Origin of the sequence: Pseudomonas sichuanensis (genome assembly GCF_003231305.1) — a bacterium.
In the GTDB taxonomy this organism is placed as follows: domain Bacteria; phylum Pseudomonadota; class Gammaproteobacteria; order Pseudomonadales; family Pseudomonadaceae; genus Aquipseudomonas; species Aquipseudomonas sichuanensis.
In genome coordinates this window covers 45,163-60,665 of the sequence record NZ_QKVM01000039.1, presented here as the reverse complement: position 1 = coordinate 60,665, position 15,503 = coordinate 45,163, and the positions used below count along the sequence as shown (strand labels likewise).

General features: G+C 62.8%; 15 protein-coding genes. 8 read left to right on the top strand and 7 right to left on the bottom strand.

What is annotated here, in order from left to right; translation table 11 throughout:
* Positions 1-44 precede the first annotated feature (44 nt).
* Both DM373_RS19575 and DM373_RS19570 read right to left on the bottom strand, forming a co-directional pair.
* Entirely contained in the window at positions 45-1,262 is a 1,218-nt protein-coding gene (locus DM373_RS19575) for an argininosuccinate synthase (protein WP_110995148.1), read from the bottom strand.
* Positions 1,263-1,390: 128 nt separating this feature from the next.
* Positions 1,391-2,341, bottom strand: a complete 951-nt coding sequence (locus tag DM373_RS19570) for a flagellar protein MotY (RefSeq protein WP_110995147.1) — start codon at positions 2,339-2,341, stop codon at positions 1,391-1,393.
* Positions 2,342-2,471: 130 nt separating this feature from the next.
* On the opposite strand from DM373_RS19570, the gene pyrC reads away from it, so the two are divergent.
* Together pyrC and rnt are read left to right on the top strand one after the other, a co-directional pair.
* On the top strand, positions 2,472-3,518 hold the full coding sequence (pyrC, locus tag DM373_RS19565; protein WP_110995146.1) for a dihydroorotase: 1,047 nt from the start codon (positions 2,472-2,474) through the stop codon (positions 3,516-3,518).
* Entirely contained in the window at positions 3,515-4,189 is a 675-nt protein-coding gene (gene rnt / locus DM373_RS19560) for a ribonuclease T (RefSeq protein WP_110995145.1), read from the top strand. Before pyrC ends, rnt begins: the two co-directional genes overlap by 4 nt.
* Positions 4,190-4,281: 92 nt before the next feature.
* Here rnt and DM373_RS19555 read toward each other — a convergent pair whose 3' ends face one another.
* Entirely contained in the window at positions 4,282-4,884 is a 603-nt protein-coding gene (locus DM373_RS19555) for a peroxiredoxin (protein ID WP_023629028.1), read from the bottom strand.
* Positions 4,885-5,097: 213 nt separating this feature from the next.
* On the opposite strand from DM373_RS19555, the gene DM373_RS19550 reads away from it, so the two are divergent.
* Positions 5,098-5,319 carry a bacterioferritin-associated ferredoxin gene (locus DM373_RS19550; RefSeq protein WP_110995144.1) on the top strand — a complete coding sequence of 74 codons (222 nt, stop codon included), beginning with the start codon at positions 5,098-5,100 and terminating at the stop codon, positions 5,317-5,319.
* Between the two features lie 200 nt (positions 5,320-5,519).
* The gene (gene bfr, locus DM373_RS19545) at positions 5,520-5,993 is read left to right on the top strand and encodes a bacterioferritin (RefSeq protein ID WP_110995143.1); all 474 of its coding nucleotides are present in this window, start codon (positions 5,520-5,522) and stop codon (positions 5,991-5,993) included.
* Positions 5,994-6,121: 128 nt separating this feature from the next.
* On the opposite strand, the gene grxD is transcribed toward bfr, so the two are convergent.
* Together grxD and DM373_RS19535 are read right to left on the bottom strand one after the other, a co-directional pair.
* Positions 6,122-6,457, bottom strand: coding sequence for a Grx4 family monothiol glutaredoxin (gene grxD, locus DM373_RS19540; protein WP_110995142.1), 336 nt, complete (start codon positions 6,455-6,457; stop codon positions 6,122-6,124).
* A 91-nt stretch (positions 6,458-6,548) separates the two neighbouring features.
* Positions 6,549-8,657: a molybdopterin oxidoreductase family protein gene (locus DM373_RS19535; protein WP_110995141.1), complete on the bottom strand. Its 2,109-nt coding sequence runs from the start codon at positions 8,655-8,657 to the stop codon at positions 6,549-6,551.
* Between the two features lie 364 nt (positions 8,658-9,021).
* Between DM373_RS19535 and argF the strand changes: the two genes are divergently transcribed.
* Positions 9,022-9,942 carry an ornithine carbamoyltransferase gene (argF, locus tag DM373_RS19530; protein ID WP_110995140.1) on the top strand — a complete coding sequence of 307 codons (921 nt, stop codon included), beginning with the start codon at positions 9,022-9,024 and terminating at the stop codon, positions 9,940-9,942.
* Positions 9,939-11,048, top strand: a complete 1,110-nt coding sequence (locus DM373_RS19525; RefSeq protein ID WP_110995139.1) for an ABC transporter ATP-binding protein — start codon at positions 9,939-9,941, stop codon at positions 11,046-11,048. Before argF ends, DM373_RS19525 begins: the two co-directional genes overlap by 4 nt.
* 275 nt (positions 11,049-11,323) lie before the next feature.
* On the opposite strand, the gene DM373_RS19515 is transcribed toward DM373_RS19525, so the two are convergent.
* Together DM373_RS19515 and ybaK are read right to left on the bottom strand one after the other, a co-directional pair.
* Positions 11,324-12,103 (bottom strand): PhzF family phenazine biosynthesis protein, encoded by a 780-nt coding sequence (locus DM373_RS19515; protein ID WP_110995138.1) that lies wholly within the window; start codon positions 12,101-12,103, stop codon positions 11,324-11,326.
* Positions 12,104-12,202: 99 nt separating this feature from the next.
* Positions 12,203-12,673, bottom strand: coding sequence for a Cys-tRNA(Pro) deacylase (ybaK, locus tag DM373_RS19510; RefSeq protein WP_110995137.1), 471 nt, complete (start codon positions 12,671-12,673; stop codon positions 12,203-12,205).
* 305 nt (positions 12,674-12,978) lie between these two features.
* Between ybaK and DM373_RS19505 the strand changes: the two genes are divergently transcribed.
* Both DM373_RS19505 and glpK read left to right on the top strand, forming a co-directional pair.
* A complete protein-coding gene (locus DM373_RS19505) occupies positions 12,979-13,830 on the top strand; it encodes an MIP/aquaporin family protein (RefSeq protein WP_110995136.1) in 852 nt (283 codons plus the stop codon).
* Between the two features lie 66 nt (positions 13,831-13,896).
* On the top strand, positions 13,897-15,396 hold the full coding sequence (glpK, locus tag DM373_RS19500; RefSeq protein WP_110995135.1) for a glycerol kinase GlpK: 1,500 nt from the start codon (positions 13,897-13,899) through the stop codon (positions 15,394-15,396).
* The last annotated feature ends 107 nt before the right edge of the window (positions 15,397-15,503 follow it).

Sequence of the window (15,503 nt, the reverse complement as noted above, 5' to 3'; positions counted from 1 at the left end):
AAAAAAAAAACCCGGCCTTGGCCGGGTTCTTTTCAGCGGGCTGCTCAGAGCATCGAACGGCCTTTGTTGGCCGCAATGCGCATGCGCAGTGCATTGAGCTTGATGAAGCCAGCAGCGTCGGCCTGGTTGTAGGCGCCGCCATCTTCTTCGAAGGTGGCAATGTTGGCGTCGAACAGCGAGTCGTCCGACTTGCGACCGACAACCACGACATTGCCCTTGTACAGCTTCAGGCGAACCACACCATTCACGTTCACCTGCGAGGCGTCGATCATCTTCTGCAGCATCAGACGCTCCGGGCTCCACCAGTAGCCGGTGTAGATCAGGCTGGCATACTTGGGCATCAGCTCATCTTTCAGGTGAGCGACTTCGCGGTCCAGGGTGATCGACTCGATGGCACGGTGGGCCTTGAGCATGATGGTGCCACCAGGTGTCTCGTAGCAGCCGCGGGACTTCATGCCGACGTAGCGGTTCTCGACGATGTCGAGGCGGCCGATGCCGTTGGCGCCGCCAATGCGGTTGAGGTCTGCCAGCACGGTGGCCGGGGACTTCTCGACGCCGTCGATGGCAACGATGTCACCGTTGCGGTAGGTCAGCTCGATGTAGGTAGCCTGGTCCGGGGCGTTCTCAGGGGAGACGCTCCATTTCCACATGTCTTCTTCGTGCTCGGTCCAGGTATCTTCCAGGACACCGCCTTCGTAGGAGATGTGCAGCAGGTTGGCGTCCATCGAGTACGGCGACTTCTTCTTGCCGTGGCGCTCGATCGGGATGCCGTGCTTCTCGGCATAGTCCATCAGCTTCTCGCGGGACAGCAGGTCCCACTCGCGCCATGGGGCGATAACCTTGACGCCTGGCTTGAGCGCGTAGGCACCCAGCTCGAAACGCACCTGGTCGTTACCCTTGCCGGTAGCACCGTGGGAAATGGCGTCGGCGCCGGTTTCGTTGGCGATTTCGATCAGGCGCTTGGCGATCAGCGGACGAGCGATGGAAGTACCCAGCAGGTACTCGCCTTCGTAGACGGTGTTGGCGCGGAACATCGGGAACACGAAGTCACGCACGAATTCTTCGCGCAGGTCATCGATGTAGATTTCTTTAACGCCCATTGCCTGGGCTTTGGCGCGGGCCGGCTCGACCTCTTCGCCCTGACCCAGGTCAGCGGTGAAGGTCACCACTTCGCAGTTGTAAGTGTCCTGCAGCCACTTGAGAATCACCGAAGTATCAAGGCCGCCGGAATACGCCAGTACGACCTTTTTTACGTCCGCCATGCCATCACTCCACGGGGTTGTACGGAAAGCCTTCGATTCTAACGACCTTGCCGCAAAAATTACAGTGGGGCGACAGCTTGTGACGACAAAGCGACAGGAACTGTCGACAGCGCGACCAGTGGTCGCACTCAGCCCTGCTTCGCGGGTGCCTGCTGGGCCGGTGCGGCCGCTGGCGCAGTGGTGGCCGCCGGGGCAGGCGCTGCAGCCGGAACCGGCTTCTCGACCGGGGTCACCCGATCGAGCTGGATGTTGACGCGACGGTTGCGCGCACGGTTGGCGGCGCTGTTGTTCTTGGCCAGGGGATAGCGCTCGCCATGGAAGCGCACGGTGATCTGTTCTTCGGCTATGCCATGGGCCTTGAAGTACTCGGCCACTGCCAGGGCACGACGGCGCGAGGCGTCACGGTTGGTCAGGCGGTTGCCGCTGTTGTCGGAATGACCGTCGAGCTCGATGTGATTGACCGTCGGATCCGCCTTCATATAGTCCAGAATCAGGTCCAGGCGTGCACGCGCCGAGCTGTCCAGCTCGAAGCCAGTGCCGGGGAAGCCGACCTGGGTCTGGCGAATCTGATCGTAATTCATCGGCAGCAGCGTGCTCGCACAGCGCTGATAGTCACTGTAGGCCTTGGCGAAACTGACCGGCAGCACCCGCACTTCCATGGCTCGCCCGCCTTCACCGGCATAATTGCGCACCACCGTGCTGCGCCCATCAAGCAAGCCATTGATCAAGCGGCTGGCCTGGCCTTGCGAGGAGGTGAACAGCACACCCGTGCGGCCCATGCGCACAGCCCCCAGATTGATGTCGCCACGGCCTGGCTGCCACGGTGCAGCTGCCGCCAGCAGTGTGGCGGATCCGGCACCGAGCACATTGCTGGAGGAACGCAACTGGAACGTCGGCAGCTCGCCGGCACGGCGCACGAACTCACCACTGCCGAAACCATCGATCGGCTGAACCAGACGGCATTCGAACTGGTCACCCTCGACTTTCCAGGCGACATGCTCCACGCGGGTCTGGAAGGTGAGTGCCCCCGCCGGCAGGCTGGCGACAAGGGTGAACAGGGCTAGGTAACGCTGGCGCACGGGCGGCTCCACAGATTCTGACGGCTTACATCAACGCTATCGGACGACGGCCGGAAAACTTGATAGCCGTGCTCGCCCAAGGGTTTTCCGGTAGCATTGGCTTCTGAGTTCGACCCGCCTGGAATCCCCAATGTCCGATCGCCTGACCCTCCTGCGCCCCGACGACTGGCACATCCATCTGCGCGATGGTGCCGTCTTGCCACATACCGTTGGCGACGTGGCGCGCACCTTCGCCCGTGCCATCATCATGCCCAACCTCGTGCCCCCGGTGCGCAACGCCGCCGAAGCTGGCGCCTACCGTGAGCGCATCCTCGCAGCGCGTCCGGCCGGCAGCCGCTTCGAGCCGCTGATGGTGCTCTACCTCACCGACCGCACCAGCGCCGACGATGTCCGCGCGGCCAAGGCCAGCGGCATCGTGTACGCCGCCAAACTGTACCCGGCCGGCGCCACCACCAACTCCGATTCCGGCGTGACCAGCATCGACAACATCTTCCCGGCGATCGAGGCCCTGGCCGAGACCGGCCTGCCACTGCTGGTGCATGGCGAAGTGACGCGTAGCGAGATCGACGTGTTCGACCGCGAGAAGCGCTTCATCGACGAACACATGCGCCGCCTGGTCGAGCGTTTCCCTACGCTGAAAGTGGTCTTCGAGCACATCACCACCAGTGACGCCGCGCAGTTCGTCACCGAGGCTTCGGCCAACGTCGGCGCGACCATTACCGCCCAGCACCTGCTGTACAACCGCAACCACATGCTGGTCGGCGGTATCCGCCCGCACTTCTATTGCCTGCCGATCCTCAAGCGCAACACCCACCAGGTGGCGCTGCTGGACGCGGCCACCAGTGGCAACCCGAAGTTCTTCCTCGGCACCGACTCCGCCCCCCATGCCCAGCACGCCAAGGAAGCCGCCTGCGGCTGCGCTGGCTGCTACACCGCCTACGCCGCCATCGAGATGTATGCCGAGGCATTCGAGCAGCGTAACGCGCTGGACAAGCTCGAAGGCTTTGCCAGCAAGCATGGCCCGGACTTCTACGGCCTGGCGCGCAACACCGATACCATCACCCTGGTGCGCGAAGAGTGGACGGCACCCGCCAGTCTGCCGTTCGGCGACAACACCGTGATCCCGCTGCGTGCCGGTGAGAAACTGCGCTGGCGCCTGCTGGAGGACAACGCGTGAGCGAAGACCTCTACGACGACGATCAGGACAGCCAGGTCAGCAGCGGCTCGCGCCACCCGATGGCCGAACGCTTCCGTGGTTATCTGCCGGTAGTGGTGGATGTCGAAACCGGCGGCTTCAACAGCGCCACCGACGCCCTGCTGGAAATCGCCGCAGTGACCATCGGCATGGACGAGAAGGGTTTCCTGTTCCCCGAGCACACCTACTTCTTCCGGGTCGAACCCTTCGAAGGTGCCAACATCGAGCAGGCCGCGCTGGAGTTCACCGGGATCAAGCTGGACCACCCGCTGCGCATGGCAGTAAGCGAGGAAAGTGCGCTCACCGACATCTTCCGTGGCGTGCGCAAGGCACTCAAGGCCAACGGCTGCAAGCGGGCAATCCTGGTCGGGCACAACAGCAGCTTCGACCTGGGCTTCCTCAATGCCGCAGTGGCGCGCAACGACCTCAAGCGCAACCCCTTCCACCCGTTCTCCAGCTTCGACACCGCAACACTGGCCGGCCTGGCGTACGGCCAGACCGTGCTGGCACGGGCCTGCCAGAGCGCCGACATCGACTTCGATGGCCGCGAGGCGCACTCGGCACGCTACGACACCGAGAAGACCGCCGAGCTGTTCTGCGGCATCGTCAACCGCTGGAAAGAAATGGGCGGCTGGCGCGACTTCAACGATTGAGCGAAATCGCCCTCGCGGGCCAGCCCCGCGAGGGACGCTTGAAGCATAAAAAAACCGGCCACCAGGGCCGGTTTTTTTATGCGCTTGGCAAATTACAGCTTGCCAGCGTTCTCGCTCAGGTAAGCGGCAACGCCTTCCGGCGAAGCGTTCATGCCCTTGTCGCCTTTTTTCCAGTTGGCAGGGCAGACTTCGCCGTGCTCTTCGTGGAATTGCAGGGCGTCAACCAGACGCAGCAGCTCGTCCATGTTGCGGCCCAGTGGCAGGTCGTTGACGATCTGCGAACGGACAACACCGTTGGTGTCGATCAGGAAGGCGCCACGGAAGGCCACGCCGCCTTCGGACTCGACGTCGTAGGCCTTGCAGATTTCGTGGGTCATGTCGGCTGCCAGGGTGTATTTGACCTGGCCGATGCCGCCGTTGTTGACCGGGGTGTTACGCCAGGCGTTGTGGGTGAAGTGCGAGTCGATCGACACGCCGATCACTTCCACGTTGCGAGCCTGGAAGTCAGGGATACGGTTGTCCAGGGCGATCAGCTCGGACGGGCAGACGAAGGTGAAGTCCAGCGGGTAGAAGAACACCAGGCCGTACTTGCCTTTGATGGCCGAGGCCAGGTTGAAGCTGTCGACGATTTCGCCATTGCCCAGCACGGCAGGAACGGTGAAGTCAGGGGCTTGTTTACCAACGAGTACGCTCATTCGATTTCTCCTGATGAGGGTGAAGAACCTTGCCCGGGCGGAATGAGTTCCCCCGGATCCGGCAAAGGCCGACCATCATACACGGCTTCTGGTGACAGGCCGAATCTCTACCATCGGTCGCTCAAGGGCGGCCCTTTCAGGAAGTGCTTTGACAAGCATTCTCATTACCATTACTCTCCAACCCATCGAATCCAACCGTAATGGTCAGCCTTTATGTATGTGTGTCTCTGTGTCGGTGTCACCGATGGACAGATCCGCGATGCGATCTACGAAGGATGCTGCAGCTACAAGGACGTTCGAGCCGCCACCAACGTCGCCAGCCAGTGCGGTAAATGCGCCTGCCTCGCCAAGCAGGTGGTGCGCGAGACGCTGACCGAGCTGCAGCTCAGCCAACAGGCTGCGCTCCCCTACCCCGTTGAATTTAACGCGGCGTAAAAATGAATTTCGAAGAACCGGGCCTGGCGCCCGGTTTTTTTATGCCTGAAATTCAATAAGTTAGCGCTCGAACGCGGTTCACAAACATTCTTATTCCGATTAATTTTCACTTATTATTCAATAACTTAGGTTTGACATAGGTAGTTGTCGGGCTCAGACTTGTTTTCATTGGCTCAACTTCTACAGGGCAGGACCCCATCATGAAAGGCGACGTAAGCGTCATCCAGCATCTCAACAAGATCCTCGGAAACGAGCTGGTCGCAATCAACCAGTACTTCCTGCACGCACGCATGTACGAAGACTGGGGCCTGAACAAGATCGGCAAGTTCGAGTACAAAGAATCCATCCAGGCGATGAAGGATGCTGACAAGCTGATCAAGCGTATCCTCTTCCTCGAAGGCATCCCCAATGTCCAGGACCTGGGCAAGCTGATGATCGGCGAGCACACCAAAGAGATGCTCGAGTGCGATCTGAAGCTTGAGAAAAAGGCCCACGCCGACTTGAAAGCCGCCATCGCCCACTGCGAAACTGCAGGCGACTTCGGCTCGCGCGATGTGCTCGAAGACATCCTCGAAGACCAGGAAGAGCACATCGACTGGCTGGAAACCCAGCTGGGCCTGATCGACAAGATCACCATCGAGAACTACTTGCAGTCGCAGATGGGCGAAGAGTAACGATCGCCAGATACGCCAAAGCCCCGCCAAGTGCGGGGCATTTTATTGGGGTGCAGGAGCGCTTTCTCCAGACAACAAAAAGCCCCGCTTGTGCGGGGCTTTTGCATTCCGGCGAAATAACGCTGGAATCAGGCCTCGGAAGCCTTGGCCTTGGCAGCCGCGTCCTTGATCAGGGCCTGCAGCTCACCCTTTTCGAACATTTCCAGCATGATGTCGCTACCGCCGACCAGCTCACCGGCCACCCACAGTTGCGGGAAGGTTGGCCAGTTGGCGTACTTGGGCAGGTTGGCGCGGATTTCCGGGTTCTGCAGGATGTCGACGTAGGCGAACTTCTCGCCGCAACCCATCACAGCTTGCGATGCCTTGGCCGAAAAGCCGCACTGCGGGGCATTCGGCGAGCCTTTCATGTAAAGCAGAATGGTGTTGTTGGCGATCTGCTCTTTGATTGTTTCGATGATATCCATGAAGCACCTCGGCTGAACTTTCCGACATGGTCGTCGGCACGGTGACGCATTGTATCGGAAACCCGAGCGGCATGCTCGGCCTTGCCTGCGCTTATGCGGCCTCCACCTGCACCGGCACGCCATTGAGTGCCGCATTGCCGGAAACACCATCACGCAGGCGCTCGTCGGTCAGGTCATTGGCACTCACCCCAGGTTGCGCGCTGGCCACCTGCAACTGGGCGCCCTGGCGCCCATGCCCGTAGCCATGGGGCAGGCTGACCACCCCCGGCATCATTTCCTCGCTGGCCTGCACCTGCACTTCGAGCACCCCGGTGCGTGAACGAACGCGTACCGTCTGGCCGTCCTGCAGTTGGCGCTGATGCAAGTCGAGCGGGTGCATCAGCAACTGATGGCGCGGCTTGCCTTTTACCAACCGATGGAAGTTGTGCATCCACGAGTTGTTGCTGCGCACATGTCGGCGGCCGATCAACAACAACTGGCCAGGTTCCGGCGGCAACTGCCGGGCAAGCCGTTGCAGGTCTTCGAGCAGGGCCACTGGGGCTGCTTCGACCGTCTGGCTGGCGGTACACAAGCGATCAGCGAGGTTCGGCATCAGCGGCCCCAGATCGAGGCCATGGGGATGTTGGTCGAGAGTCTGCAACGACAGCTTCCAGGTTGACGCCTCGCCATAAGGCCCCTTGCGCAGCGCGTAATCGATCATCTGCGCCGGCGGCATGGTCACCTTCAGCTCGGCCTGGGCGCGTGCCGCAAAAGCCTTGGCCAGGCCGACGAAAATCTCCCAGTCGTGCAACGCTCCCTCGGGCTTGGCCAGGATCGCCCGGTTGAAACGGCTCACGTTGCGTACCGCCAGCAGATTGAAGGTGGAGTCGTAATGATCGTTCTCCAGCGCCGAAGTCGAGGGCAGGATCAGGTCGGCATGGCGGGTGGTCTCGTTGATGTACAGGTCGATGCTGAGCATGAAGTCGAGCCCAGCCAGGGCATCATCCAGGCGCCGCCCGTTGGGCGTGGACAACACCGGGTTGCCAGCGACGGTCACCAGCGCCCGTATCTGCCCTTCGCCTGGTTCGAGGATCTCTTCGGCCAGAGCTGACACCGGCAATTCGCCGCCATATTCCGGCAGGCCCGAGACCCTGCTCTGCCATTGGTTGAAATGCCCGCCCGAGGTGCTGGCCACCAGGTCCACCGCAGGTTCGGTACAGAGGGCGCCACCCTCGCGGTCGAGGTTGCCGGTGACCAGGTTGATCAGTTGCACCAGCCAGTGGCACAGCGAACCGAATGCCTGGGTGGAAACCCCCATCCGGCCATAGCAAACGGCTTTGTCTGCGGCCGCAAAATCCCGTGCCAGTTGGCGGATGTCCTGCGCCGGGATGCCGCAGAGCCCGCTCATCGCCTCGGCATCGAATGGCGCAATGGCCTGGCGTACCTGATCCAGCCCGCTGACAGGCAAGTGCGATCCGCGGGCCAGGTCCTCTGCAAAAAGGGTATGCAGCAGCGCAGCCAGCAGCGCCGCATCGCCACCGGGGCGGATGAACAGGTGCTGATCGGCCATCGCCGCCGTCTCGCTACGCCGCGGGTCGACCACCACCAGGCGCCCGCCCCTGGCCTGCAGCGCCTTCAGCCGCTTCTCTACATCCGGCACCGTCATGATGCTGCCGTTCGAAGCCAGCGGGTTGCCGCCGAGTATCAACATGAAGCGGGTGTGATCGATGTCCGGGATCGGCAGCAGCAAGCCATGGCCGTACATCAGGTGGCTGGTCAGATGCTGGGGCAACTGGTCGACCGAGGTGGCAGAGAAGCGGTTGCGGGTCTTGAGCAGGCCGAGGAAATAGTTGCTGTGGGTCATCAGCCCATAGTTGTGCACGCTGGGGTTGCCCTGATACACCGCGACGGCGTTGCGCCCGTGCGCCTGCTGCACCGCCCAGAGGCGCTCGGCGGCGAGCGCGAACGCCTGGTCCCAGCCAATCGGCTGCCACTGGTCGCCGATACGCCGATGGGGCTGGCGCAGGCGGTCGGGGTCTTCCTGGATATCCTGCAGGGCGACGGCCTTGGGGCAGATATGCCCACGGCTGAACGGGTCCTGCGGGTCGCCCTTGATCGAGCTGATGCGCGCCCGGCCGTCGGCTTCGTGGGTCACTTCGATGTTCAGGCCGCAGATGGCCTCGCACAGGTGACAGGCTCGGTGATGCAGGGTCTTGGTCATGGCCGCCTCTGCCGTGTTGTTCTGGACGTTCGACTATGCGCCGCCCCGGCAAGGCTCACCAGCGCGCTTCGCGGCGTGAATCGGCCGACATCAGGCCCACGATTCGCGACAGCGGGTTTGCCAAATGCGCGCCGGGCCGTGTACAACCCCTGTAGCAAATAAAAAACAGCGCGCCTGCAACGGGTTACGACACCCGCTGATACAGAGACACTGTTTCCCCTCTTGGTTTGAGGCGACATTTAATTATAGTATTGCGCCTTTCCCTATTCCGTCCGCCCCGTGCGGCTTACGCCGCAGGTCACTCCCGTTGTCAACAAAACCCATACGGTCGACCTGCAAACCGTTGCAGATAAGGTAGTCAATCATGAGCGCTAGGCACTTTCTCTCCCTGCTGGATTTCACCACCGACGAATTGCTCGGTGTGATCCGCCGAGGCATCGAGCTGAAGGACCTGCGCAAGCGTGGCGTGCTGTTCGAGCCCCTGAAGAACCGCGTGCTGGGGATGATCTTCGAAAAATCCTCGACCCGTACCCGGGTGTCGTTCGAGGCGGGCATGATCCAGCTCGGCGGCCAGGCAATCTTCCTGTCGCCGCGTGACACCCAGCTGGGCCGCGGCGAGCCGATTGCCGACAGCGCCATCGTGTTGTCGAGCATGGTCGATGCGGTGATGATCCGCACCCACGCCCACAGCACCCTCACCGAATTCGCCGCCCATTCGCGGGTGCCGCTGATCAACGGCCTGTCCGACGAGTCGCACCCCTGCCAACTGCTGGCCGACATGCAGACCTTCCTTGAACACCGCGGCTCGATCCAGGGCAAGACCGTGGCCTGGATCGGCGATGGCTTCAACATGTGCAACTCGTACATCGAAGCCGCTCGCCAGTTCGACTTCCAGCTGCGCATCGCCTGCCCCGAGGGCTACGAGCCCGATCCACGCTTCCTGCAATTGGGCGGTGACCGCGTGCAGATCATCCGTGACCCCAAGGAAGCCGTACGCGGCGCCCACCTGGTGACCACGGATGTCTGGACTTCCATGGGCCAGGAAGAGGAAACTGCACGGCGCCTGGCGCACTTCGCGCCTTACCAGGTCACCCGCGCACTGCTCGACCTGGCGGCACCCGATGCCCTGTTCATGCACTGCCTGCCCGCCCACCGTGGCGAGGAAATCAGCCAGGACCTGCTCGACGACCCTCGTTCGGTCGCCTGGGACCAGGCTGAGAACCGCCTGCATGCGCAGAAGGCCCTTCTCGAATTCCTTGTAGAACCGGCTTACCACCACGCATGAGTCAACCCCTACTGCTCAACCTGCGCGACCTCGCCTGCGGCTACGGCGAGCAGCGCATCGTCCAGAACCTCAACCTGCACCTGAACGCAGGCGACATCGGTTGCCTGCTGGGTTCCTCCGGGTGCGGCAAGACCACCACGCTGCGCGCCATCGCCGGTTTCGAGCCGGTGCATGAAGGCGAGATCCAGCTAGGCGGCGAGGTCATCTCCCGTGCAGGCTTCACCCTGGCTCCGGAGAAACGCCGGATCGGCATGGTGTTCCAGGACTACGCACTGTTCCCCCACCTGACCGTGGCGCAGAACATCGCCTTCGGCATCGGCAAGCACCCGCAACAGGCGGCCGTGGTCGAGGAGATGCTCGAGCTGGTCAAGCTGGGCGGCCTCGGCGGGCGCTACCCGCACGAGTTGTCCGGCGGCCAGCAACAGCGAGTCGCCCTGGCCCGCGCACTGGCGCCGGAGCCACAACTGCTACTGCTCGACGAGCCGTTCTCCAACCTCGACGTCGAGCTGCGCAGGCGCCTCAGCCATGAGGTGCGTGACATCCTCAAGAGCCGTGGCACCAGCGCCATCCTGGTCACCCACGACCAGGAAGAAGCCTTCGCCGTCAGTGACCACGTTGGCGTGTTCAAGGAAGGCCGCCTGGAGCAGTGGGATACACCCTACAACCTCTACCACGAGCCGCAGACCCCCTTCGTTGCCAGCTTCATCGGCCAGGGTTATTTCATTCGCGGCCAGATGAGCAGCCACGAGGCGGTGACCACCGAACTCGGCGAACTGCAGGGCAATCGCGCCTACACCATGGCCCTGGGCAGCTCGGTGGACGTGTTGCTGCGCCCGGATGACATCATCCATGCGCCCGATGGCAAATTGCGTGCGCAAATTGTCGGCAAGAGCTTCCTCGGCGCCTCGACCCTGTATCGCCTGCAGTTGCCCACCGGCAGCCAGCTCGAAGCGATCTTCCCCAGCCACATCGACCATCAGGTAGGCCAGGACATCGGCATCGCCGTGGCGGCCGACCACCTGGTGCTGTTCCCGGTACCCGGCAGCGTAGCCGCGCAGCTGCCACGCCAGGAGAACGGCGTGCGCCGCGTCAGCTCGGCGCTCTGAGGCGCCCAGAACAGCGCAGGACAAGCCAGCCTGCACCTGGCCGAGCCGAACTCAAGGCCTGCACTCTGCTTGTGGGAGCGGGTTTACCCGCGAAACAGGCGACGCGGTGGACGGCACCGGCTTTGCCGGTGTTCGCGGCTAAAGCCGCTCCCACAGGCCCCGGCTCGATCAATAAATCATGTGGATCGCGCAGCTGTTTGAATGGCGAGCAAGGCAGTTGCTCCCACGACCAACGTGGGAGCTGCGGCTCGGCGTCCCGACTTGCCTCGCGTTGATCAAAGCATCAACGTGCCACTCGCCACCCGCCGAGCCTGCCCGCCGATCTTCACCCGCTCGCCTTCCAGCCTGCATGACAGCTCACCGCCTCTGGCCGAGCACTGGAATGCACTCAGCTCGGTTTTGCCAAGGCGTTCGGCCCAGTACGGGATGAGCAGGCAATGGGTGGAACCGGTCACCGGGTCTTCGGGGATACCGATTGCCGGGGCGAAATAGCGCGATACGAAGTCATGCCTGACTCCAGGCGCCGTCACGATCACGCCAAGCCCGGGCAGACGCGCCACCGCAGCCATGTCCGGCGTGCAATCACGCACCGCCTGCTCCGACGGCAACACCACGAACAACTCCTTGCTCTGGCGCACTTCCAGCACCTCGCACCCCAACGCCTCGGCAACCGGCAAAGGCTCGGTCACCGGCTGCGAATCCATGCGCGGGAAGTCCAGCCACAAGCGGTCCCCTTCACGGCTGACGCTCAACGGCCCTGACTGGCTCTGGAAGTCCAGCCGCGCCTTCTGCTCACCATAGACCTCGAACAACACATAAGCACTGGCCAGGGTCGCATGGCCGCACAGCGGCACTTCGGTACTTGGGGTGAACCAGCGGATCCGGTACCCGTCACCCTCCGCCACCACGAACGCGGTCTCGGCAAGGTTGTGCTCGGCGGCGATCTGCTGCATCAGCGCCTCGTCGAGCCACTGCTCCAGGTGATAGACCATGGCGGGGTTGCCGGCGAAGGGACGATCGCTGAACGCGTCGACCTGATGGAAGTGCAACTGCATGACACGCTCCCTCTGTCGTTCTGGAAAGGGCCCGAGCATGGCGCACGAGGCCCGGACCGAACAGTGACAGAGTCGAGGAAATTACCACCATACAGATGATCAGCCGCGACCAATCCCGGCAAATTGCCCCTGGGTATGGGTTGCCAGCACCGCTGCTGCCAGCTCCACCTCCAGGCCACGACGGCCAGCGCTGACGTGAATGGTTTCATGTTGTTGCGCGGACTCATCGATGAAGGTGCGCAGACGCTTCTTCTGCCCCAACGGGCTGATCCCCCCCACCAGGTAGCCCGTGGCACGCTGGGCAGCCTGCGGGTCGGCCATTTCGCACTTCTTCACCCCCGCCGCATGGGCCAGCGCCTTGAGATCGAGGGTACCGACCACCGGCACCACCGCCACCAGCAATTCGCCCTTCTCGCTGCTGGCAAGCAGCGTCTTGAACACCCGCAGCGGGTCAAGGCCAAGCTTCTCAGCCGCTTCCAGGCCATAGGAAGCAGTCTTCGGGTCATGTTCGTAACTGTGCACGCGGTACTCGGCGCGCGCCTTTTTCAGCAGGTCCAGGGCGGGGGTCATCGAAGGCTCCAGTCGATCGCAGGTCGCCGGCTACTGTAGGGCAAATCCCCCAGACCAGCCAGCACACCCGCGGGCCAGAGCGGCGGCCAACGGTTCGCAGGCAGGCCTCTCGGTCAGATTGTGGCCAGCCGTTCACTTTCGACCTTTGACATCAGCGTTTCTTGTCTATATTTTTTCGTTTCTGAATACATGGTGCACCTATAAGGTGCACTTCCTGCACCCGCCCGGCGTCAATGGGGATCGACTCCGGGCTTTTTTGCTGTCGAGCGCACCGCGCCTCACAACAACAAGAACCGAGGTCATACATGACGACTGCTCTACGCCAACCGACGCTTTCCGCCCAATGCATGGCCGAGTTCCTCGGCACCGCGCTACTCATCTTCTTCGGCACAGGCTGTGTCGCCGCGCTCAAGGTTGCCGGCGCCAGCTTCGGCCTGTGGGAAATCAGCATCATCTGGGGGGTCGGCGTGAGCATGGCGATCTACCTCACCGCCGGCGTTTCCGGCGCGCACCTGAACCCGGCCGTGAGCATCGCCCTGACCCTGTTCGCCGGCTTCGACAGACGCAAACTGCCGTTCTACATCCTCGCCCAGGTGTGTGGCGCGTTCTGTGGCGCCGCGCTCGTTTACACGCTGTACAGCAACCTGTTCTTCGATTTCGAACAGGCCCACGCCATGGTGCGCGGCAGCCAGGCCAGCCTGGAACTGGCCTCGGTATTCTCCACCTACCCGCACCCGGCGCTGTCCACCGGCCAGGCGTTCCTGGTCGAAGTGATCATCACCGCCATCCTGATGGCCGTGATCATGGCCCTGACCGACGACAACAACGGCCTGCCCCGTGGCGCCACCGCGCCACTGCTGATCGGCCTGCTGATCGCCGTGATCGGCAGCGCCATGGGCCCGCTGACCGGCTTTGCGATGAACCCGGCGCGCGATTTCGGGCCCAAGCTGATGACCTTCCTCGCGGGCTGGGGCGACATCGCCTTTACCGGCGGGCGTGACATTCCCTATTTCCTGGTACCGGTGTTCGCACCGATTCTCGGCGCCAGCCTGGGTGCGGCGTTGTACCGCGGCCTGATCGCCCGCAACCTGCCGACGGCAGAAGCCGAGAAGCCACAGACAGACGATAATCCTCAGGGTGATGCCCAGGTTTCCTGACGCCAGCGCCGGGCTCAACTGCTCGCCACGCCCTGAACCACTCCTAATTCCTGCAAGGCCATCGACATGACAGACACCCAGGACAAGAACTACATCATTGCCCTCGACCAGGGCACCACCAGTTCTCGGGCCATCATCTTCGACCGCGACGCCAACGTGGTCGGCACGTCGCAGCGCGAGTTCGCCCAGCACTACCCGCAGGCCGGCTGGGTCGAGCACGACCCGATGGAAATCTTCGCCACCCAAAGCGCGACCATGGTCGAAGCCTTGGCCCAAGCCGGTATCAGCCACGCCCAGGTCGCCGCCATCGGTATCACCAACCAGCGCGAAACCACCGTGGTATGGGACAAGGAAACCGGTCGCCCGGTGTACAACGCCATTGTCTGGCAGTGCCGGCGCAGCACCGAGATCTGCGCCCAGCTCAAGCGTGACGGCCACGAACAGTACATCCGCGAAACCACCGGCCTGGTCACCGACCCGTACTTCTCCGGCACCAAGCTCAAGTGGATCCTCGACAACGTCGAAGGTGTTCGCGAGCGCGCCGAGCGCGGCGAGCTGCTGTTCGGCACCATCGATACCTGGCTGATCTGGAAGTTCTCCGGCGGCAAGGTGCATGTCACCGACTACACCAACGCCTCGCGCACCTTGATGTTCAACATCCATACCCTGGCGTGGGACGAGAAGCTGCTGGATATCCTCGGCATCCCGCGGCAGATGCTGCCCGAAGTGCGCCCATCGTCGGAAGTCTATGGCCAGACCAAGAGCGGCATCAAAATCGCCGGCATCGCTGGCGACCAGCAATCGGCGCTGTTCGGCCAGATGTGCGTGGAGCCCGGCCAGGCCAAGAACACCTACGGCACCGGCTGCTTCCTGCTGATGAACACCGGCGACAAGGCGGTCGCTTCGTCCCACGGCCTGCTCACCACCATCGCCTGCGGCCCGCGCGGCGAAGTGGCCTATGCCCTGGAAGGCGCCGTGTTCAACGGCGGCTCCACCGTGCAGTGGCTGCGTGATGAGCTGAAGATCATCAACGACGCCTACGACACCGAGTACTTCGCCAGCAAGGTCAAGGACAGCAACGGCGTGTACCTGGTGCCCGCCTTCACCGGCCTCGGCGCGCCGTACTGGGACCCCTATGCCCGTGGTGCGCTGTTCGGCCTGACCCGCGGCGTGAAAGTCGACCACATCATCCGTGCCGCGCTGGAGTCGATCGCCTACCAGACCCGCGACGTGCTCGATGCCATGCAGCAGGACTGCGGCCAGCGCCTGAGCGAACTGCGCGTGGATGGCGGTGCGGTGGCCAACAACTTCCTCATGCAGTTCCAGGCCGACATTCTCGGCACCTGCGTGGAGCGCCCGAAAATGCGCGAAACCACTGCCCTCGGCGCCGCCTACCTGGCCGGCCTGGCCTGCGGTTTCTGGAGCGGCCTGGACGAGTTGCGCGACAAGGCGATCATCGAGCGCGAGTTCAGCCCGCAACTGGATGAAGCGGCGAAAGAGAAGCTGTACAAAGGCTGGCGCAAGGCCGTGGACCGCACCCGCGACTGGGAAGACCACGACGCCTGATCAGCGAACCATTGCGGGGCAAATCGCAGCGCCGACTTGCCCCGCAATGGCTGCTTGCCCAGCAACCCAAGCTGGTCCTGTTCCCCTTCCTACGGCATCATTGCAGA